The following is a 20,580-nucleotide window of genomic DNA, read 5'->3' on the forward strand; positions in this document are numbered from 1 at the left end:
CTTTGGAAGATTAAGGCAAGTTTTAAATCAAATAATGTCCTTTTTAACATCCTTTAGCATAATTCCAAACATTAGGAGTTTGATCGTCTGCTAAAAGTTTGACCCAACCGATTAATTCTCTAATTATTTGATCGTCTTCACCTGAACATGGATGATTTTTATATTCCTTTACTTTTACTTTACACCAAAGTCCTTGAACTTCATTAGTAGGCGTTATTTCCCAAAGGTCGCCTTTTAGGGTTTCAATTATCTTAGCTTTGACATTAGGTTCAGCTCTTAAGTTTAATCCTGGATCATTTGCGTACCATCCCATTATATTTTCTTTGGCAATCAAGTAATCCATCCATGAAGTTGTTAAAAGTCCCTTTGACTTAAGTTCATCCATACTTAGCCAATATCCTCTTTTGATTTTTAAAAATTGATGAACTCTGTCGATGTAGATCAAAGCAAAAACTTCATAACCAACCATATGTAGATTTGAAAACTCTATTTTCTCTTGAGTGTTGCCAATTTTAATTGTTGCACTATAGACATCATTACTATTATCGGGTGAGCCAAGTGTTAATTTTCCAACAATTTCGCTATCAGGAGATTCATAAATACTTAATCCAGATTTAGGAATGTAAATGCAGCATTCCTCAAAATCTTCAGAAGGCATTATAAGTCCTTTTTTCAATTCTTGACCTGACAGAATATTACTTATAAAAATTGAAATTATTAAAATGTATTGCTTCATAAAAACTTGTTAATTGAACAAAACGAAAAAGTCACTATCCTAAAACACCTGGTATAACATCAATTAAATTAATATTAACTCAGCTATTCTGTCCTACTTAACCAGAACCTGTCCTGAATCTATCAGAAAACGAAAGATTGGATGTTTATTGGCTCTGGTTGTAGATTAACTTAATGGATAAATATAGGAGATTAAATATAAAATACAGGAGATAATCGAAGAGTAGGTGGATTCTTAGATTTGAAATGGGGAAGAACAATAACCGCAAACCAGAAGTCTGCGGTTATCTAATTACTCGTAGGAACAAGTCACTAATTGACATAATTTTTTCTTGCTATCATAATCATAAAAAATAGTGAAATGCTGACCGATACTATTCACAAGTATCAGTGTAATTTTATATCTGTTACCTGTAACATTTAAAACTGTACCTTTTCTTATTTCGCTTTCAAGATTGCTTGGAGAGCTAATCCCAGCACTTGGCCCACGAGTTTTTATTCGTTCAAAAAAATGAAAGCCTTTATCTGTCCAGCTCTTATTCAGCATGTTTTTCCATTGATTATTTGTGACTTGTTTCCACAAGTTATCTATCTTACCCGATAAGGTAAACGGCTGTTGTAAATTCATAATTCTTATTCATTAAATGCATCTTCAATTTCAACTACCTTAACTCTAAAAATTTTCGGGTTCCCAATATTAGATTTAATTGTAATTCTAATATTATCGCCAGAATCATAATTGTTATAAATAAGCTTGATGCTTAAAATTTTCAATTTTTGGCGTCAAGGTCAAACGCTTTAAAGCCAATCCGGCTTTGGAATATCAGTTGCATCTCCCCAAGCTCTTTGTAGCTGTGCAGCAGCCCATTTATTGCTTGAGTCAGGTTTGCCAATATTCACAGATTTGTCTCCGTTTCGAATATTGTAATTTCCGTTCGTAAGTTTTACCAATGTCCCTCCATACTGAGCGATATAGGTTTCTAAATCTTTCTTTTTTACTTTTGACATGTTTTTAGTGTTTTAAAAGGTTAAATAATATATTGGTTTATAATGATATGTATTTCCAGCCAGTGCTAGGATCTTCTATATAGTTGCTAACTTTCCTTGAGTATATCCCTACCAAATTGGCTGATTTAATCTTTTGTGTATCCAGAACTATAGCATTGGTTTCATGAATTTGAGTAATATTGAAATTTTGCTGCTTCCCCTGCGGAATTATATCTATAGAACCCAGAGAAAGTCTATGCCCCTCCTTATTTTTAGTTCTTGCCAGAGCATTGTCAAAGGCATCGAATCCGTCTTTGGTAAACCCTATTTTCATTTGTACATTATAAGCTAGAATCATTGACGAGGGTATATTTTCCAGAATTCCATTATTGCCAAAGTAATCCGGTGAGTTTTCCATTAAATGATACCCATTATGAATAAAGAATTCAGGATAAAACCAATTCACTGGACGTAAATCTACTTTTTCTAAGCCTGAGAATTTAGCTTGAATTTGGTAAGTCCCCATTGAAAAATGTGGGCTCGTTGCCCCCTTTCTAAACGACTGTGAGTTATTGTCATTGATATACAATGGTTCATGACTTGATGCTTGTATTTCATAGGGAAAAATATTGTTGTTTTCATTATAAGTCCATTTTTGATACAAATCTGCAGGCACATCAGCTTCGAACCTGGGTGCATAGGACACGTTCTGCTTGGGTGGGTGCCGAATTGACTTCCATATTATAAAGATTGGGACCTTCAATTTTTCTAGCTCCCGTAATAAAACTGACTTCTGCCATGGCTTGAGACAAAGTGGGTACTTGACTCCCTATTGCCTTATTAAGGGGTATTGATCTTCTTTGTATCGGTTGATGCTGCTTTAGCAAATTATGGACGACACTTTCAGCTTGTTTTATTTTTTCAAGGTAATTTTGTTTTAAGTCGTTTTCACTTTCAGGATTCACATTGGATTTTTGCTTTCTCAATCCGCTTTGAATCGGATTTTCACGCTCAGCAAAAGCTTTTTCAGCTGCAATTTTTGCCAATACAGCTTTCTGATAGTTATCTTTTTTGTCCGAAGATAAGTGGGACGGTACGAGATGATTTAAAAACAAACTATAACTTGTGATGAAATCACCACTAGGTATATAGGATAAGTTATCTTCAGGAATGGAATTGCCTATATCAAATACTTCTTGGTTAACAATTGGCTTTTGATTACTAAATAAATTTACACTTAATAAAAATCCACTTTGAGCAAAAGCATATTCAGCCATCTTGCCATCTTCCAATTTTAGATACTCTAAAATCCCTTCGTATAATTTATCCATTGACTTTTCACTTAAATTAAATGATGGTGTCATAATTTGATGCTTGTCAAAAAGACCATAAGGAAGATATTAATCTCCCTTATAGTATATAAATGAGCGCTTAGTACTTATTGCTTATTACACCTAATAAGAATGGTATATCAGTATTCTCTGGTTCAATAATCACTGCGCTCGAATCATCATCATAAGTAAATTTTGACTTGTAGTTATGAGAAGATTCGGATACACTAAGATTAAATGGACCAACTCCTACTGAAAGAGAAGCGGACTGTTGGAAAGCTGTCTTCAAAGAGGAGTAGCTAGCATTATCAAGATTAATTTTGATTTTCAATCCATAACCTAATAATACTGATGACGGAATTACATGCAGGCTACCACCTTCCCCAAAAAATTGTGGGCTAGTTGAAAGCAGCTTATCTTTGTAATTTTGAATCATTCCCGGACTAAACCAGTTTGCATCTGGAGTAATGGGAAACTGCTGCATCCCATTAAATGAGATCTCACAATCGAAAGATGATTCCTCCCAATTTTGACTTACAGCAGAATACGAAGCCTGCTGATTCAGCTTCACAGAAAACCATGATCTATAGGACGCTTTTACTGATTCTGACCATCCAAAATCGCTATAGTCTCCTTTTGAAAAATTACCGGCAAGCTTTACAGATACAGGGAATTTATTCTTTACACTGGCGGTCTGCCAAGAAGAAAATGTTCCCGACAATCCACCTCCTATGCTGTAGGCAGGTCTATAAGTAGACTTTAATTGAGAAGGAAGAACAGGATTATCTGCACCTGGTAATACTTTAACACTCCCCTCAGGAGCTACGGAGCCTACTTTTACTTCCATATTATATGGATTAGAAGCGACTAAACTTTTCGCACCTGATATAGCACTTACAGCTGCTTGTGCTGCTTGGAGAGTAGAATACCCTGCTCCATACTTTTGCGTCATAAGTCCATCATATGCCGCCATTGCACCATTCAAGCTGGACTTTGCAGCTCCGTATGTAGGATAATTTGTATTTGCCCAAGTATCAAAATCTCCTTTATACGATGGATTGATATTTGTCTTGTAGTCACCAAACTGAGAATAAGCCGTTCCTTGTACCTTGATGAAATTTTCCTGACTTTCATTAAGTGCTGTCGCTGCTGAATTGATTTTACTATCCAAAGCTTTATTTGAATCCCCTCCCAAATCAATATTCTGTAAGAACAATGAGTAAGAAGTAATTAAATCTCCACCTGGAGCATAAGTAGGACTTGCTGCTGGTAGTAGATTTCCAATATCATAAATATTACTATTACTGATACCAGGGTCTGCGTTGATTACATCTGCATTCAAAGTTGTTCCAGCTATTGACATGACTTGTTTGTCCTTATCAAAATTAGGAACAGCAACTTGTGAAATTTGCTCGTAAAATTTTGACCAAATTTGGTCTGAATTAATTGCCATAAGACTGTAGTTTTAAAATTCTCCTACTCTATTGTATTGGTTTTTCGGATTTCACCATTGTTCATATTGGAACTGAATCTTCATTCAAATGAACATTACAAATAGACAGATTTATTCCAGGCAATTTTAGAGTAGAAAATACCAAATTAAAAATTCAGTATTTATACGGTATGGAGGGATTAGGGAAGGCGATGTATTTGATTAGCAATAGCATAAACCACTAAGCCTACTGTGTTTTTAGCCCCAACTTTTTCAAGAATTCTTTGTCGGTGACTTTCCACTGTTCTTTTGCTTAAAAACAGTTGATCTGCAATTTCCTGATTTGTATTTTCCTGGCAAATTAATTTTAAAACGTCAATTTCTCTGCTAGATAATTCTTGCTGAGGGTTTAAAGTAGGTTGTTTTGATTTACTTCTCATGAAATGCATCAGCATCTCTTGATCAGTTTTTGTGAAATACACTCCCTTTTCATCTACTGATTCTATAGCTTGCAAAAGCTCTTTTTTATTTGAATTTTTAGGAATAAAAGCTGAAACACCCAACTTAATCATATGGCCTAACACATTGCTCTTGTAATGAGAAGAAAGGATAATGATTTTTAAATCCGGATAATTAGCTCTCAAAGCTTCTACCAAATCAAACCCATCCATAGGTTTCATTTGAATATCTATTAAGGCAATAGTAGGAAAATCTGAATCTTGAATCTCTTCAATCGCTTGAAGAAATTCTAAACCGCTATTGGCTTTTTCAACAACATTAATATGGTCTATATTTGAAAATAAAAGAGCAAGCCCTTCTAAAATTAGAGCCTCATCATCTACTAATGCTAGATTTATAATATTACTCATTGTTTTGGATATGCTATAATTAATCTTGTGCCCTTTTCTTCTCTACTTTTCCATTTGCTTTTAGCATTAATGGATCGGATTCTACCATTGATATTACTGAGCCCCATCCCGTTTTGGACTGAGTCTTTAGTAAAACCAATACCATTATCCAATAATACCATAGCAAATAAAGAATGAGTATCACGGATATGAATTATCATCTGAGTGGCTTGGGCATGTTTAATGACATTAGTTAAGAACTCTTGCACGATACGGTAGATTTTAACTTCAAATGAAAGATCTTTTCTATTGTAATCATGATTCATTATTAATTGAATGGAAAGAGTTGCATTAACCATAGTTATTAAGGATTCAATTTCAAGAATTAACCCAAATTTTTCCAAATTGGCAGGATATAAAGAGTGAGATATAGTCCTTACCGCTTCAATTAATTCTGGAATTTGTTGACTAATTATCTCCTTAGAGCGATCATTATTCCATGTATCTTCATTATTGATCCAAAGGGAAAGAATATTTAGTTTATTCCCCACATCATCATGCAGCATTTCTGCAATCCTTTTCCGTTCGTTTTCCTGAACAACCGTGTATTGTACAGAAACTTCTTTTTGATATTCCAACTCCAATTGATGTTGTAGAGACTTTTCTCTCAATATCTTTTGAATAAAGGCTCTGTATACCGCGAAAGAGGTAGTTATGATTATCGACAGTACGATAATCATAACCACTATATATTCTATTTTGACCTCCATTTTATTAATTTGTAAAATGTGTAGATGAAACTACCGTATAACAAGGAAGATAGAATGTTATTTATAATCCAAATATTAATGTTCTGTTCTGTTAATTGGCTCATCAACAAAAATAAAAATAAGGAGATACTATAATAGAGGAATAAAGCTCCGTAAATAAACCATCTTGGATCATTTTTTTCTACCTCTTTTATATACTTAATAAGAAGAATAGCCACCAAGCAAATTATAATTAAATGAGAAATTATCTTAGCATATCCAGTGGATGCATCGTGATTAAAAAGCCATAAAACGGTGGTTTCAATAAAGATATAACTAGCAACTACTCCCATTATAATTTTCCATTTTTTAGTCGCTTTTAATTCTTTAAAACATAAGCTCATCAATATCAAAAACTCCCCTGCAAAGTATAAAGGGTATAGAAAATGTGTGTTTTTGATTTCCAAAATTGTAATTAAAAAATGATTAACTGTCTCTATTACAAGTATAAAGCCTAAATAGATAAGATACTCTTTACTTAATTCATTATTCCGCATTTTTTCATTGGTGACCCCATATACAAAAGCGGTAATCAATAAAGAATAAGAAAAGATAATAGAGCTTAGAATATAATTATTCATCAACTAATAGCACATAATCTATATCATCTTTACACAAAGGTGGGCAAGGACGCGACATATCTTGTGTATTTGTTTCAAGTGTTCCTTCTTCTTTTTGTGAACGAATAATCTCAGCAGATCTAGTTTCACCTTCTATGGCTACAAAAATTAATATGGGTAACTGTGTTTGATAAATGGAAGATTGTATAAAACCAAAGAAAGCTATTACTTCATCTTCTTTTCCATTTTCTCTCGATACATCTGAAAAAGGTACCGTAAATGTTCTAAAGATATTTTTTCCTCTAGATTTATTACATTCATAATAAAACCAGTCTAAACATTCATTTTTCCATTTTTCTATATCTTTAACCGAAGCTCTTTCAGTTATAGTTGGTTCATTATATATAGAGAAATCCGTTTGTTCACTATATTTAGTAATCTCTAAATTTTCAGAAAGTACTGTTCTTTTAGTAGTAGTGACCGTATCTGTTTGAGTGATTATTAATTGTTTATTGAGTTTTGTCAGAGTTGATATTAAATAGGAAGCGAGTTCTTTTTCTTTCCCATATTTATTTAAGGGAACCACGATTAAAATAAGCTTATCCTCATAAACTCCTATGTAGGTATGAAATTTACTATTATCATTATTTTCTTTAAGCCATTGACAATCTTTTTGATTAAAGCTGAATGCCGCGGTTGGGGATATTAAAGATTTGATTTCATTATAATTAGCTCTGGTCTTTTCCCATTTTCTGATGGCTAGAATACATTTTTCTCTTGAAAGCATGGTTTTTATGTTTAGGTATTTAGTTATTTAAATAAATCAAGTAATTATTTACATCCATTAAATTTTCTTCTAACGATCTTCAGAACTTCGAAAGAGCTTTACTTCTCATTCCAAATCCTTGAGCGTTATTAAAAAAACAATAGCTTAATTAATCTCAAACTACTCAAAACCCTACTCATAACTTTTGAAAAAAATATCTCAAAAAATTAAGGTTACTATCTATTTTACTTAGTCAAGCATAGAACAATAACACAAAAAGGTTCCTTATTCCAAAAATGATATAACGAATACATGATTATATCAGATCTAATGTTCTTATGAACCAGAACCAGTTCCAAATCTATCGAAAAAAAAGATTGAATATTTACAGGTTTTGGTTGTTGAAGAAATTAATGATTAAATATAAGTTGAAAATTATAAAACACATCTTCAAAAAACAATAATTAATCGAAAAGTAAGGGGATTTTTAGATTTGATGAAGGGAGTTTTGGTGTGGAAGGGACTTTTAATGGTTTTTAAAGGGGGGGCTCGCTTTGTAGATTGGCTTTTGAGCTTTTTTGAATCTTTAATGCTGTATGTCTGAATTTTGTAGTTTATACTTTTCCTTTTTGCTTTCCCGATGATCGCAGGACAGGGATCAAAAAGAAATCAGCCAAGCTGACCAGCCGCTGGCTTGTCTGCACAAGCAGGCCCGTTAAACTTTCCTCCTCCCCAATTTTCCCAGTTCCTCTGAAAAGGGGAGTGTTGGTTCTTTTCTAGCTGTATATTAAAATGCCTGTTATCTCTATTACTGTTTGTTTACTTACATTTCATAAACTTAAGAACCCGCAGTCATTTTACCAGGCTTTGTCCTGTTCACATTATTCCCTTTTGAAAATGCATTTCGGATTCTATTGTAATCCAGGAAATAACTCAACCTTACTGAAAGACTATTTAACTGCGGTTGATTAAATAAGTAATCAAAATTCTCATCAAAAGATTGACCGCCTCGTTGTAAGTAGCTATCCAATGCATTTCTATATAGAATCGTGATCTGACTGCCTGGTGCAAACCACCATGCAAAATTCAAATCGAGGTTCCAGGTATTAAAAGTAACATCATAAATATTTTCTCTTTCTGGTTCTTCCGTTAGTTCACCATTTTGCTCTAAACTGTAGAGTTTTGAATAGGAAGCTCCGGAATAATAATGCCTGAAAATAAGGTTTAGGGAAATCTTATCATTGAAGATGTAATTCCCCCCAATTGAGTTTTCAACTGTTATCCTATCTCGCTGACCAAAAATGATATCTTCTCCATCATTATCTACGAAGCCTTGTTCCTTATAGGAAGGATTATATAACAGACCGTATCTCAAATTAAATTTATCTGAAAATCTATAGCGCGGATTTAAACTCAGAAATATATTACTCCTACCCTCTTCAAAATATTTATACCAATCGATAAATCCTTCAAAAGCCAATTTCTTCCTGAAATCGGTATTCATCCAAATCCACTGATCATGATAGCCTGGAAATTTCACATGCCTTCCGTTCACTCTTGGCTCATAAATATCATTGGTTCCGAAAGGGGTCACTTCTAATCCGCCACCATAACTAAAAAAGTCTTTAGTGGTAAAGCTTGAATTAAAATTAAAAGTGAAGTTGCTAAATAAATCAGGGTCGAGTCTTCTGAAATAGTTAAGGTTAAAATTCAGAAACATATTGTTCAGGTTTCCTCTGGGTTGCAAATAGCGGAAGCCATAATACCCTAAATACCTAACATAATTGGTGTTAGTAGAAAAGCCTAAGTCATTAATATTGTAATCTAGAGTTCTCAAATCCAGTCTTCCTTCTAATCTGTGTTCTCCACTTATTTTGGAAACCCCAGCTTGAATTTCGGTTCCAAAAACAGTTTCCTCTTCCAAAAACCTCCAACTTCCCTCAGTACTCACACTGTAATTCCAGGTATTGGCTTTATTGGTATGACTAACATATAATCCTGTTGCGTTGGCATCTCTATAATTTCCAAGCCTACTTACATTGGTATTAACAAAGGAAAAAGAGCTATTATCTCCAAACCTTTGATCTAAGACGGTCACATTATAATTCGTATAAGGTTCCACCATTTCAGTTCTAATCTCCCCAGTCTCTTCATTTCTTATTTGTGCAAAGGCCTCATTGGTAACGGCATTGAAAAACCCAATTCCTAATCCATTTTCTGTTCTCCCCGACACCTTTGTAGCATTAATTAATTCTACAGCATTGGGTTGAAAGGCCACTTCCTCTCCTTCATTTACCGTAGGGCTAGTAGAAGGTCTGCCTCCAATCCGTCTGGAATAAAACATATCACCTTTGGAAAATAGCTCCGTACCTTCGTTGAAAAATGGCCGTTGCTCGTCAAATTGGACTTCAAATGCCGATAAATTCAACACATTATTATCGAATCGCGCTTGTCCAAAATCAGGAATCAATACCATATCCAATGTAAAGGCATCAGAAATTCCATATTTCAAATCCAATCCACCGTTAAAATTGAAATCGGTATTACCATCATAATTATTGGCGTAAGCAGAAATATAGGGCTGAAAAGATAATCTGGTCGGGGTTTTAATATTCTCGATTCCGTTGATTTCACCATCATATAAAGAATAGGCTCCTTTTTTATTATCTACATGATTCCAGCTATATCGAGTCCTTGTCCTAAAAACTTCTCTTTCCATATTGAGTCCCCATTCTTGTACTTGCTTTTTAGGGAATCGTAAAATAAAATAAGGAATAAAAACTTCTGCTACCCAGCCATCATCATTGATTTTTACTTCGCTGTACCAAACGGCATCCCATGAATTATCCTCTCTTCCATTGGTCATTTTGGCATCATACTGCACACCTGCAGCAGTTATAATAAACTGCATGCTTTGTTGGCGATCGTTATAACCATTTAATAAAATGAAAAAGAAATCATCCGCAGCAATATTATCTCTTTCTGTTAGCTCTTTTGATATTTTATCAGCTTCTGGGTCTTTCATATTAGCCGCAAAATAAACACCTAAATCATCATAGATAATCTTTACTTCAGTGGATAAGCTTTCCGGAATGGGTCTTCCATTATTAGGATTTCTTTCAACAAAATCTTTAGCTATTGGCGCCTTTTGCCATGCTAAATCGTCAAGTACTCCATCAATTTTGGGGGCTTCCGTGATCCTAGGGATGTCTATGGTTTTCCGAAAAATACTATCATTTTCTTGCGAAAAGCTAATGAAACTTAGAAAAAGTAATCCAATACAAAAAAAATACTTCAACATGCTTAAAAGTTTAACCCTAATATTAAATACCTGATGATTAAAAGCTATCTACATAAAAACAGCATAAATAGAAGTATTGGGGATAATTCTAATTAAGGTGAAAAAGTAGATTTACTTTATTGATGTTCTTCAACATTCAATAGTTGCATTCCTGCAGTTTTAATTTTACTATGCCAAAAACTAAACCAACTCACTAAATATTGTTTTAAACTCAATAGAGGCACTTTAGAAATAAAAAAAATGTTCATTTCTGGACAAAGATGAACGGATATGGACAAATAAGCCACTTTATCTCTTAATTATGAGAAAGTAGAAAGATTAAATAATTTTCAGCATGCCATGTATATCTTCTTATATTAAAAATTTATAAATTGGGACACACAAAACCTACTGACCATGAAATCATTATCAATTTTCAGCATTTTAATTTTATGTTTTTTCCTGATTAGTTGTAATAATCAACAGACAAAAGAAGAAGAAAAGGAAAAAGTCACTCAATACTCCATAGAGGAGTTTTACAATAACGTAAATTATTCTGGCGGCTATTTTTCGCATGACGAATCAAAACTTTTAGTCTCTAGTAATGCTAGTGGAATTTATAATCTTTATGCCTTGCATACTGATGGTTCTGATGTAGATACACTTTCCAATAATACTGAAGAATCATGGTTTGCCAATTCCTATTTTCCTAATGACGACCGTATTCTCTTTTCAGCAGATAAAGGCGGGAATGAAATCAGTCATATTTATTTATTGGATGAAGATGAAAATGTTACAGACCTTACCCCTGGAGAAGAGGAAAAAGCTTCTTTTATAGGCTGGAGCAAAGATTTAAAAAGTTTCAACTATACCTCCAATAAACGTGATCCTAAGTTTTTTGACATCTATGAAATGGATATTGAAAATTTTGAAAGTAAGCTGATTTTTGAAAATAATACTGGAGGGAATCCTTCAGGGATATCTGATGATAAAAGATATGTGGCTATTAGCAAGCCTATCACTACTTCTATAAATAAATTAATCGTTGTTGAAGTAGAATCTGGAGAGCAAACCAAAATTTCACCTGAAAACCCAACGGCAAGCTATGGTGCTCAGGAATTTAGCTCTGATAGCAAATTTTTATTTTACACTACAAACGATGGAAGTGAGTTCACTTATTTAAGTAGATATAATCTAGAAGATGGAAGTTCAGAAAAAGTTTATGAAACGGATTGGGATATATGGTATGCCAACTTCTCTTGGGATGATACATACAGGGTGATGGGCATAAATGAGGATGCTAAAACTTCCGTGAAAATTGCTAATACTAAAGATAATGAAGAAGTGGATATGCCAAATATTGAAGGTGGAAATATTAATGGAGTTGGCATATCGAGAAGTGAAAACAAAATGAGGTTATCAGTTGGCAGCTCCAAATCCCCAACCAATATTTATGTCTATGATTTTGAAAGTGACGAACTCAAAAAACTCACGGAATCCTTAAATCCGAATATGGATAAGGAAGATTTGGTTGAAGGTGAAGTGGTTCGTTACCCTTCATTTGATGATTTAGATATCCCTTCAATTTTGTATAAACCACATCAAGCATCAGCGGATAATAAAGTTCCTGTTTTAGTTTGGGTACATGGTGGCCCTGGGGGTCAAACTCGTTTAAATTATTCTCCATTAATCCAATATTTGGTCAATCATGGTTACGCCATTATTGGTGTAAATAATAGAGGTAGCAGTGGATATGGTAAAACATTCAACAGATTGGATGATCAGAAACATGGAGAAGATGATCTAATGGATTGTGTGTATGCAAAAGATTACCTAGCCACATTAGATTGGGCAGACACATCCAGAGTCGGGATAATTGGTGGTTCTTATGGAGGTTATATGGTAATGGCAGCACTTGCTTTTCAACCGGATGCTTTTGATGTGGGAGTCAATATTTTTGGGGTAACCAATTGGATTAGAACACTGAAATCAATTCCAAGCTGGTGGGAAGCTCAAAAGACTGCACTTTATGAAGAGTTAGGTAATCCCAATACTGAGGATTCCGTAAGACTTTATGAAATATCCCCTTTATTTCATGCTGATAAAATCACCAAGCCTGTGATGGTATTGCAGGGAAGTAATGATCCAAGGGTACTCCAAGTGGAATCCGATGAAATGGTGCAAAATGTGAAAGACAATGGAGTTCCTGTAGAATATGTATTATTTGAAGATGAAGGGCATGGCTTCCGCAAAAAGGAAAATGAAATTGAGGGTTATGGGAAGATAAAAGTGTTTTTGGATGAGTATCTGAAATAATAAAACTCTATTTTTTTAAGCAATACAAATAGTCTTCTTAGCCAGAATGATCTCTAGCTAAGAAGACTATTTTGATTTTAATCCGTAATTTTCTTAATACTCTTACCAATTTGGTCTCCTACCTCATCTAGTTCTTTACCAATTTTATCGGCTTCTTTTTCAATTTCCCTAGCTTTTTTATTGAGTTCTTCCTCTATGCCTTTTGCCTCATCATTTAATTGTTTATCCAGTCGCTTGAACTCAATCCTTAATTTAGCCATCCATTTCTTAAAATCATTGGAAGCTTTTCCTGTTTCAATGGCATTTTCACCTTTTTGGTAAGACGCTTTTAGCCCTTTAGAAATCTCCTTAGACATATCCTCTACACTAAATTTCACACTACCTTTCTCCACTTCAACTTCCATATCCTCATTATCAGATTTTACACTGAATTCGGTGCCCAAAACTTCCACTTCACCTAATTTACCTGTTACGGTAAAAGATTTGTCGGAAGGTTCAACTGAAAAATAGCATTCCCCGGAAAGAGCAACTCTACGTTGATCAAAGGCTTCTATAAATTCCAATTCTGAATAATGGTTTAGAAATACAATACTGCCATCGGGCAATTCCACCACTTCATAATTATCCTGAGTGGTGATTTTTTCTTTTGCACAAGAAGTTATTAAAACTGATAATATAAGTAAACTGAATAGGTATTTAAATTTCATGATCTTTTGATTTCGTTAAGAATAGTAAAGTTAATAGAAAAGAAATTAATTGATAAATAAACATATTGATCGCTAGCAATATTACTCTACCCTTAATCTTAATTCAATCCTTTTTAATTATGATTTGATCTTGACTACTCAACATGCCTAATTACCTTCAATGCTGTTAAATTAACCTATATTAAACATTTAGCTTTTTAACAAGCATTTCTACCACAATAGAAAGGACAACCTAAAACTGTTCTCTTTTAACCACAAAGATTCTGTGTTACTCAGTGGTTAAAGTAATAGTAGCCTTTGGCTACCTTTTGTTTTCTTTTGAATCTATTGTGGTGAAAGTATAGAAGCTATTTATTCATATTTCCTTTTCAAAACCAAAGCCGTTCTGTTCACACAATAAATCTTAATAAAATCTCCACCTTCCTTTTTAAAGCTTTCATGAATAGTGGATTGATCAATCCTTTCATATCCTCCAAATTTTGTATCATCACTGTTTAAGAGATAGAGATACTTTCCTGCTTTTGGTACCCAGAATTCATAATCAGGCACAGAATTATTTGGATGAAAATTAAAGACAAAAATCAAATTCGATCTTTCAAAAATCAATACTTTATTAGTTTCATCTACATTAAGCAAATTTGCTGGAGCTGCTTGCAGTACATTTTCTGATTTCAAGAGCTCTAGCATTGCCTTTTCAAAATCATTCAGATAATGATATTTTAATTCCTTATTATCAACCAGAGACCATTGTCTTCGGGCATATTTATAACTCCAATTATTGCCTTCCCTAGGGAAGTCCATCCATTCTGGGTGACCAAACTCATTGCCTATAAAATTCAAATAGGCTTCACCACCAGCAGAAGCCGTCACCAAGCGAATCATTTTGTGTAAAGCTATGCCTCTGTCGATAATCAAATTATCATCTCCTTTTGCCATGTGCCAATACATTTCCTTATCCATCAACCAGAAAGCCAAGGTTTTATCCCCTACCATTGCCTGATCGTGAGATTCAGCATAAGCCACGGTTTTTTCCCCGTATCTTCTATTGCCCAGCACATTCCAGATTTCTTGCATGCTCCAATCTTCATCTTGCTTATGCTTAAGCCATTTTATCCAATTATCAGGAATCCCCATTCCCAAACGATAATCAAAGCCTAAACCACCTTCTTCAATGGCTTGGCAAGTGCCTGGCATTCCACTCATATCTTCTGCTATGGTAATGGCATTGGGTTTAATTTCATGAATTAAGGTATTGGCCAACTGTAAATAGCGCACTGCATCCCAATCCACTCCATCCTTGAAATATTTATCATAATGATCGAAACTCACTCCTTCCCCATGATGATGATAAAGCATGGAAGTTACTCCATCAAAGCGAAATCCATCAAAATGAAATTCTTCCAACCAGTAATGTAAATTCGACAAGAGAAAACGAGATACTTCCTCTTTTCCATAATTAAATAATTTGGAATCCCAGCCAGTGTGATAGCCTCTAGCTCCGTGATGAAAGTATTGGTTGCCACTACCGTCAAAATCATTTAAGCCTTCAGAAAAATTCTTGACTGCATGGGAATGTACCACATCCATAATGACCGCAATTCCCATTTTATGAGCAGCATTAACTAAGGATTTCAATTCATCAGGAGTGCCGAAACGAGAAGAAGGCGCATAAAAATTAGCTACATGATAACCAAAAGAACCATAATAAGGGTGTTCGGCTACTGCCATTAGTTGAATACAATTATAACCTAAAGCCTTGATTCTTGGTAAAATATTCTCTTCGAATTCCTTGAAAGTGCCTACTCCTTCTTTTTCCTGAGCCATGCCCGGATGGCATTCATAAATCACAGGATTTTTAATATCATTTAATTTAAAATTATCATCCTTCCACTTGAATTCTTTTTCAGGAGCCCAAACTCTTCCCGTGAAATCATAATCCTGCTCATTTTGAGTGGCATATTTTATATAAGCTGGAATTCTATCATGTTTACCATTGGATGAAGTGACCCTTACTTTAACTGGGGATAGATGATTCAAGCCACCCTCTTCATTATTTTCAACTTCCCAAATCCCATTTTCACTTTTAGTCATAGGATGAGCACTTTCATCCCAATTATTAAAATCCCCTACTAAGGATAATGCTTGCGCATCGGGAGCCCATTCTTTATAAATAAAACCTGATTTATTCTTTTGAAAACCAAGCTCCTGATGTCGAGACCCATAATTAACTAAACTTCCATATTCACTTTCAATCCGTTCTAATTCAGATTTAAAATAATCAAATCGGCTTTGGATATCAGGTTCATAAGGGGCTAACCACGGATCATCTTTAATAATTTGTAACATTTTTATACTTTTAGGCTTTTCTAAAAATAAGAAAAGATTAACGAATCTTACAGTGATTGAAAATATAAGTTATAAGCTTATAAATTTATTGATAAGATTGTAGCTTTGCGATTTCCTGAAAATTTAATTAAAAAAGAAATGAGAGTAATCACAAATATGCTGGCTCCCAAAGAATATGAGAGCAAAAATGAGTCGGGCAATATCTTAAATATTGATATGTATGATGCTAAAAGTAAGGACTATTTCTCTCCTATGGAAAGTCTTTTGGCAGCATTAGCTTCTTGCGCATCAGTTGATTTGGTGGAAATGATTAAGAAAAGAAGGAAAAATCTAATGGACCTTCAAGTTGAAACTACGGGGAAAAGAAGAGAAGAACATCCAAGAGCATATGAAAGCATCCACATGATATTTACAGCCACCTCAGACAATCTAAAAGAAGATGAATTTATGAAATTGGTTGAATTGGCTGCCGGTAAATATTGCTCTGTATCTGGTACTTTAAATGTTAAGGCAACATATGAAGTTGTGATAAAAGAAATATAAAACAAAAGGCTTTCTGATCAGAAAGCCTTTTGTTTATCAGGTCACTAAACCTGTTTTATAATCTATCTTCTGATATTCTTCTTTACTTAGCTTCAAATCTCTTCGTGCATTTTGAATTTCTGGTCTGAAAAACGAACTATAAAGTAATAGGCCAGTAAATAATCCCATCAAACCATTATGATAAGTCATGGCGAAAACCGTCACTGTTATAATTTGATATATGGCCAAACCTATATATTTAACTAAAGTAGCACTTTTATATTTTCTCATTTTCGAAGTTAATTCTTCATCTTGCGCTGCCAATTTATATTGCCTATTTGCTAAAAGATGAAGGAAAACAATTTCAATAATAGCTAAAATTACAGTTACCCCTACTACAGTATCTTCTATATCTGCAGGTATACCAAGCAATTTTGCATTGCCATTTTCAGCTCTTAAAAACACCACTGCAAAAAGAAACAATGGGGCTGCCAATAAACCATAATAGGTCATTTGCAATGACTGAAAATACGACTCCCAATACTTAAAATCTGGTTTTTGACTCATAAAATAACTTAGATTATTCTTCAGAAGCTGAATCCAATAATTTTACTGCTGATAATCCTAAGTGATCAACAAGTATTTTCTTGTATTCAGTAGTATTTTTATAACCTCCATTTGCATTAAAGAATTCTTCAATAATGGGCTGCCAATCACTTGATTGTGGCATAACAAAAGCAAACTCTTCAGACCCTTCATCTCCTACTTTATGTCTTTTCAAAGGTTTCCTTTCTTTTACAGCTGATAAGTAAAAGGCTAAATCTAAATAAGATAAAGACTTTTTGTCTGACAAAATCTTATCCAACACATCAGGACTTGAATTTACATAACTGATATCCAAATCTGAGTAATAATCAGATTTCAATTTATTGATACGTTTTTCATTTAAAGTACCTTTTGCTGTATAGGCAGTAAAACCATTAAATTTTTGACCTATCTCGCTCATTGATTCCAATGTTGGCACACTGCTATGTGTAACTAAAATAGCAAAGTTGGTAATAAAAGAAGGGCTAAATAAAATTTCATTTTTCCTGGCTTCTGTCACAGTTATGTTTCCTAAACCGAACACTCCATTTTTACCGTTTTTAACACCATTATACATCGCACTAAAACTATTTCCATTACCTAAGAACCTAGCATTTAAATTTATGCCATGATTTTGACGTACATATTGTAAGAAATCATTCATGATATCAACACAAACTCCTGTCAATTTTCCACTCTGATCCTTATAAACAAATCCTGGAGTTTCCACATAAGTGAAAGTAACAGTCCCATTGCCAGCTGCTTTAGCTTTTTCATAGTTATCACCCGAAAGGTTTTGCGAGAATAAACTAAAGCTTATAGTAGATAAGCTTAGTAGTAATATTAGTTTTGAAAGCTTCATAATTAATAAAATTTAAGTGGAATATAGAATTGGATCACTTTGTAAATAAAAACATTACTCACTAGGATTCAAATTTTCTTGAGGTAAAGCGTAATCGGGCGCCAAGGATAATGCACTATTAAAATATTTTTTTGCAGATTCCTCATCTCCTTTCCCTCTGGCTATTAAACCTTGAAGGTTTTTGATAACCGCTTTAAAAGGAACCTCAATTTCATTACCTTCTTGATCTGCAGCGTAAACCTGACTACCATCTACAATTCTTTTGCCCAAAAGCAATTCAGTATTAATCATTGCATCATCATATTTTTTTAAGGCATATTGCTTTTGAATTACTTCGTAAAGCACGTAGCCATCATCCGAAATATTATAAAGCTTTTGATACATTTTTAACGCCTGATCCAAAGCTCCTAATTGATCAAAACTTTTTGCTCCTATCTGCAACATCAATTGATTATTAGGATTTTGTTTCAAAGCATCTCTCGAAACTAAAGCTGCAGAAGCATATTGATTAAATTCGAAATAGATATAAGCTAATGAATCAAGATAAGATATATTATTAGGTTCTAATGCCATCAGATCATAAATAGCATTTTTGGCTACTTGAAAATCATTGTATCTAATCGAGCTGTTGTATTTTAACCTAACTCTTTCAATATCTTCTTCATTTTGTGCCAACGAATTAAAGTTGAATACTACGAATGCTAATACTAATGTTAAAAGTAATTTTTGAGTAAATTTTCCCATTTTCATGATTTAATTTAGTTGATGACTTACCAATATTATGCCAAGATATAAATTGGCGCAATTTCTATTCTGATTTTAAATTAAGTTTCTTTCCGATTTTAAGCATAAATTCAAAAGCTTCCTCTCTATTATTTTGAATTTCCCCATCCAATATCGCTTCCTTTATTTCACTTTTTATGATTCCGATTTCTTTGCAAGGAGAAAGATTAAAAGCTTTCATGATGTCTTCACCACTCACTGGTGGTTGAAAATTTCTGACTTGATCATTTTCCTCCACCTCTTTCATTTTCTGCTCCACCTTATCAAAATTAGCTTGAAACTGCTTTACCTTATTCATGTTTTTTGAGGTAACATCAGCACGGCAGAGTGTCATTAAATCTTCAATGTCATCACCAGCTTCAAATAACAATCGTCTAACTGCATTATCGGTAATATTATCTCTAACTAATGGAATTGGCCTTAAATGAAGAAGTACTAACTTTTGAACATACTTCATTTTTTCATTTAGAGGCAGTTTCATCCTTTTGAAAATTTTAGGAACCATACGCGCTCCTTTATCTTCATGGCCGTGGAATGTCCACCCCTGCTTAGGATTAAAGCGTTTGGTAGCTGGCTTGGCAATATCATGTAAAATTGCTGCCCATCTCAACCACAAATCGCCCCCATATTCAGCAGTATTATCCAATACTTGCAAGGTATGATAAAAATTATCTTTATGCTTGAATCCGTTCTTCTCTTCTACTCCCTGCAATTCCATCATTTCTGGGAAGAATTTATCCAATAATTGAGCATGATAGAGCAACTTAAAGCCATAAGAAGGTTTCTCAGTCATGATGATTTTATTCAGTTCATCCGTGATGCGCTCTGCAGAAATAATCTTTAATCGTTCAGCATTTTTTATGATACTATCAAAAGTATTTGGAGCTATATCAAAATTTAATTGGGCAGCAAAACGAATAGCTCGCATCATCCTTAAAGGATCATCGGAAAAAGTAATATCTGGCTCCAGAGGGGTTTTTATTAGTTTTTTCTTTAAATCTTTTACTCCTCCAAAAGGATCAATTAAGGCTCCATAGTTTTCTTCATTTAAACTTATTGCTAAAGCATTAATGGTAAAATCCCTCCTATTTTGATCATCTTCTAAAGTTCCTTCTTCCACTATTGGCTTGCGACTGTCTCTCTGATAAGACTCTTTTCTTGCTCCTACAAACTCCAGTTCCCAATCACCATGATGAATACTAGCAGTACCAAAATTTTTAAAAACTTGAAACTTCTTTTTTGATCCAATATTGGCGGCTACTTCCTTGGCCAATTCAATTCCACTGCCAACGCATACAAAATCAATATCTTTTGAAGGTCGTTTTAAAATCAAATCACGTACATATCCACCTACCACATAGGCTTCTATCCCAAGCGAATGGGCGCTTTTTTTTACTAATTCAAAAACAGGATGTTGTGCAAGAAGTGCCGAGAAATTCATTATTACTACTTAGGATATTGTTTTACCAAGTATTGATATCTTAACTGTATGAAAATGCTTCATATTAAGCAATTGTAAAATTAGTATAATTTGATGATAAGAGGATGAAAATTACAAGTATTTTAACCATGGATTATGCTTTTTTATAGATTTCAATAATTGCTTTTTAGAAGAGATTGAATTAATTAGAGCCTATTAGGCAATTACACGAGAATCATTTGAATCTACTTGAAAATCAGAATCAAATGACCATCCTTTGTGTAATTTAAT

The 20,580-nt window shown here is 33.8% G+C and carries 19 protein-coding genes; 2 read left to right on the forward strand and 17 right to left on the reverse strand.

Annotated features, from left to right (window positions below; all coding sequences use genetic code 11):
* Positions 1 to 43: 43 nt before the first annotated feature.
* The 11 genes from ABWH96_RS16885 to ABWH96_RS16935 form a co-directional block, all read right to left on the reverse strand.
* Positions 44 to 736, reverse strand: a complete 693-nt coding sequence (locus ABWH96_RS16885; RefSeq protein WP_375578685.1) for an SH3 domain-containing protein — start codon at positions 734 to 736, stop codon at positions 44 to 46.
* A gap of 291 nt (positions 737 to 1,027) precedes the next feature.
* On the reverse strand, positions 1,028 to 1,363 hold the full coding sequence (locus tag ABWH96_RS16890; protein WP_375578686.1) for a hypothetical protein: 336 nt from the start codon (positions 1,361 to 1,363) through the stop codon (positions 1,028 to 1,030).
* Between the two features lie 170 nt (positions 1,364 to 1,533).
* Positions 1,534 to 1,743 carry a hypothetical protein gene (locus ABWH96_RS16895; RefSeq protein ID WP_375578687.1) on the reverse strand — a complete coding sequence of 70 codons (210 nt, stop codon included), beginning with the start codon at positions 1,741 to 1,743 and terminating at the stop codon, positions 1,534 to 1,536.
* Positions 1,744 to 1,780: 37 nt separating this feature from the next.
* A complete protein-coding gene (locus ABWH96_RS16900) occupies positions 1,781 to 2,428 on the reverse strand; it encodes a hypothetical protein (protein ID WP_375578688.1) in 648 nt (215 codons plus the stop codon).
* Complete coding sequence (locus ABWH96_RS16905; RefSeq protein WP_375578689.1) at positions 2,400 to 3,053, reverse strand: hypothetical protein; 654 nt, start codon at positions 3,051 to 3,053, stop codon at positions 2,400 to 2,402. The genes ABWH96_RS16900 and ABWH96_RS16905 overlap by 29 nt, the downstream gene beginning before the upstream one ends.
* A 100-nt stretch (positions 3,054 to 3,153) precedes the next feature.
* Positions 3,154 to 4,506, reverse strand: coding sequence for a hypothetical protein (locus tag ABWH96_RS16910; RefSeq protein WP_375578690.1), 1,353 nt, complete (start codon positions 4,504 to 4,506; stop codon positions 3,154 to 3,156).
* A gap of 179 nt (positions 4,507 to 4,685) precedes the next feature.
* A complete protein-coding gene (locus tag ABWH96_RS16915) occupies positions 4,686 to 5,354 on the reverse strand; it encodes a response regulator transcription factor (RefSeq protein ID WP_375578691.1) in 669 nt (222 codons plus the stop codon).
* The gene (locus tag ABWH96_RS16920; protein WP_375578692.1) at positions 5,351 to 6,103 is read right to left on the reverse strand and encodes a sensor histidine kinase; all 753 of its coding nucleotides are present in this window, start codon (positions 6,101 to 6,103) and stop codon (positions 5,351 to 5,353) included. The genes ABWH96_RS16915 and ABWH96_RS16920 overlap by 4 nt, the downstream gene beginning before the upstream one ends.
* Entirely contained in the window at positions 6,088 to 6,723 is a 636-nt protein-coding gene (locus ABWH96_RS16925) for a hypothetical protein (protein WP_375578693.1), read from the reverse strand. The genes ABWH96_RS16920 and ABWH96_RS16925 overlap by 16 nt, the downstream gene beginning before the upstream one ends.
* The gene (locus ABWH96_RS16930) at positions 6,716 to 7,489 is read right to left on the reverse strand and encodes a hypothetical protein (RefSeq protein WP_375578694.1); all 774 of its coding nucleotides are present in this window, start codon (positions 7,487 to 7,489) and stop codon (positions 6,716 to 6,718) included. Before ABWH96_RS16930 ends, ABWH96_RS16925 begins: the two co-directional genes overlap by 8 nt.
* Positions 7,490 to 8,306: 817 nt before the next feature.
* Positions 8,307 to 10,769 (reverse strand): DUF5916 domain-containing protein, encoded by a 2,463-nt coding sequence (locus tag ABWH96_RS16935; protein WP_375578695.1) that lies wholly within the window; start codon positions 10,767 to 10,769, stop codon positions 8,307 to 8,309.
* A gap of 396 nt (positions 10,770 to 11,165) precedes the next feature.
* Here ABWH96_RS16935 and ABWH96_RS16940 point away from each other — a divergent pair, with 396 nt between their 5' ends.
* Positions 11,166 to 13,064 (forward strand): alpha/beta fold hydrolase, encoded by a 1,899-nt coding sequence (locus ABWH96_RS16940; RefSeq protein ID WP_375578696.1) that lies wholly within the window; start codon positions 11,166 to 11,168, stop codon positions 13,062 to 13,064.
* Positions 13,065 to 13,141: 77 nt separating this feature from the next.
* Here the strand turns inward: ABWH96_RS16940 and ABWH96_RS16945 are convergent, their stop codons facing one another.
* Together ABWH96_RS16945 and ABWH96_RS16950 are read right to left on the reverse strand one after the other, a co-directional pair.
* Positions 13,142 to 13,771 carry a FecR family protein gene (locus ABWH96_RS16945; protein ID WP_375578697.1) on the reverse strand — a complete coding sequence of 210 codons (630 nt, stop codon included), beginning with the start codon at positions 13,769 to 13,771 and terminating at the stop codon, positions 13,142 to 13,144.
* A 351-nt stretch (positions 13,772 to 14,122) separates the two neighbouring features.
* Positions 14,123 to 16,117 (reverse strand): alpha-amylase family glycosyl hydrolase, encoded by a 1,995-nt coding sequence (locus ABWH96_RS16950; protein WP_375578698.1) that lies wholly within the window; start codon positions 16,115 to 16,117, stop codon positions 14,123 to 14,125.
* 138 nt (positions 16,118 to 16,255) lie between these two features.
* Here ABWH96_RS16950 and ABWH96_RS16955 point away from each other — a divergent pair, with 138 nt between their 5' ends.
* On the forward strand, positions 16,256 to 16,660 hold the full coding sequence (locus ABWH96_RS16955) for an OsmC family protein (RefSeq protein ID WP_375578699.1): 405 nt from the start codon (positions 16,256 to 16,258) through the stop codon (positions 16,658 to 16,660).
* 36 nt (positions 16,661 to 16,696) lie between these two features.
* Here the strand turns inward: ABWH96_RS16955 and ABWH96_RS16960 are convergent, their stop codons facing one another.
* The 4 genes from ABWH96_RS16960 to ABWH96_RS16975 all read right to left on the reverse strand — a co-directional run bounded on the left by ABWH96_RS16960 (position 16,697) and on the right by ABWH96_RS16975 (position 20,310).
* Positions 16,697 to 17,206: a hypothetical protein gene (locus ABWH96_RS16960; protein WP_375578700.1), complete on the reverse strand. Its 510-nt coding sequence runs from the start codon at positions 17,204 to 17,206 to the stop codon at positions 16,697 to 16,699.
* A gap of 13 nt (positions 17,207 to 17,219) precedes the next feature.
* Entirely contained in the window at positions 17,220 to 18,086 is an 867-nt protein-coding gene (locus tag ABWH96_RS16965; RefSeq protein WP_375578701.1) for a substrate-binding periplasmic protein, read from the reverse strand.
* 54 nt (positions 18,087 to 18,140) lie between these two features.
* Complete coding sequence (locus ABWH96_RS16970) at positions 18,141 to 18,830, reverse strand: tetratricopeptide repeat protein (RefSeq protein WP_375578702.1); 690 nt, start codon at positions 18,828 to 18,830, stop codon at positions 18,141 to 18,143.
* 64 nt (positions 18,831 to 18,894) lie between these two features.
* Entirely contained in the window at positions 18,895 to 20,310 is a 1,416-nt protein-coding gene (locus ABWH96_RS16975; protein ID WP_375578703.1) for a CCA tRNA nucleotidyltransferase, read from the reverse strand.
* Between the last annotated feature and the right edge of the window lie 270 nt (positions 20,311 to 20,580).

This window comes from Marivirga tractuosa, assembly GCF_042140215.1.
GTDB classification, from domain to species: domain Bacteria; phylum Bacteroidota; class Bacteroidia; order Cytophagales; family Cyclobacteriaceae; genus Marivirga; species Marivirga tractuosa_A.

Bases quoted from the DNA above. Each gene is read 5' to 3' on its own strand.
- ABWH96_RS16885 (WP_375578685.1), bottom strand. From the start codon at position 736: ATGAAGCAATACATTTTAATAATTTCAATTTTTATAAGTAATATTCTG.
- ABWH96_RS16890 (WP_375578686.1), bottom strand. From the start codon at position 1,363: ATGAATTTACAACAGCCGTTTACCTTATCGGGTAAGATAGATAACTTG.
- ABWH96_RS16895 (WP_375578687.1), bottom strand. From the start codon at position 1,743: ATGTCAAAAGTAAAAAAGAAAGATTTAGAAACCTATATCGCTCAGTAT.
- ABWH96_RS16905 (WP_375578689.1), bottom strand. From the start codon at position 3,053: ATGGATAAATTATACGAAGGGATTTTAGAGTATCTAAAATTGGAAGAT.
- ABWH96_RS16910 (WP_375578690.1), bottom strand. From the start codon at position 4,506: ATGGCAATTAATTCAGACCAAATTTGGTCAAAATTTTACGAGCAAATT.
- ABWH96_RS16915 (WP_375578691.1), bottom strand. From the start codon at position 5,354: ATGAGTAATATTATAAATCTAGCATTAGTAGATGATGAGGCTCTAATT.
- ABWH96_RS16920 (WP_375578692.1), bottom strand. From the start codon at position 6,103: ATGGAGGTCAAAATAGAATATATAGTGGTTATGATTATCGTACTGTCG.
- ABWH96_RS16925 (WP_375578693.1), bottom strand. From the start codon at position 6,723: ATGAATAATTATATTCTAAGCTCTATTATCTTTTCTTATTCTTTATTG.
- ABWH96_RS16930 (WP_375578694.1), bottom strand. From the start codon at position 7,489: ATGCTTTCAAGAGAAAAATGTATTCTAGCCATCAGAAAATGGGAAAAG.
- ABWH96_RS16935 (WP_375578695.1), bottom strand. From the start codon at position 10,769: ATGTTGAAGTATTTTTTTTGTATTGGATTACTTTTTCTAAGTTTCATT.
- ABWH96_RS16940 (WP_375578696.1), top strand. From the start codon at position 11,166: ATGAAATCATTATCAATTTTCAGCATTTTAATTTTATGTTTTTTCCTG.
- ABWH96_RS16945 (WP_375578697.1), bottom strand. From the start codon at position 13,771: ATGAAATTTAAATACCTATTCAGTTTACTTATATTATCAGTTTTAATA.
- ABWH96_RS16950 (WP_375578698.1), bottom strand. From the start codon at position 16,117: ATGTTACAAATTATTAAAGATGATCCGTGGTTAGCCCCTTATGAACCT.
- ABWH96_RS16955 (WP_375578699.1), top strand. From the start codon at position 16,256: ATGAGAGTAATCACAAATATGCTGGCTCCCAAAGAATATGAGAGCAAA.
- ABWH96_RS16960 (WP_375578700.1), bottom strand. From the start codon at position 17,206: ATGAGTCAAAAACCAGATTTTAAGTATTGGGAGTCGTATTTTCAGTCA.
- ABWH96_RS16965 (WP_375578701.1), bottom strand. From the start codon at position 18,086: ATGAAGCTTTCAAAACTAATATTACTACTAAGCTTATCTACTATAAGC.
- ABWH96_RS16970 (WP_375578702.1), bottom strand. From the start codon at position 18,830: ATGGGAAAATTTACTCAAAAATTACTTTTAACATTAGTATTAGCATTC.
- ABWH96_RS16975 (WP_375578703.1), bottom strand. From the start codon at position 20,310: ATGAATTTCTCGGCACTTCTTGCACAACATCCTGTTTTTGAATTAGTA.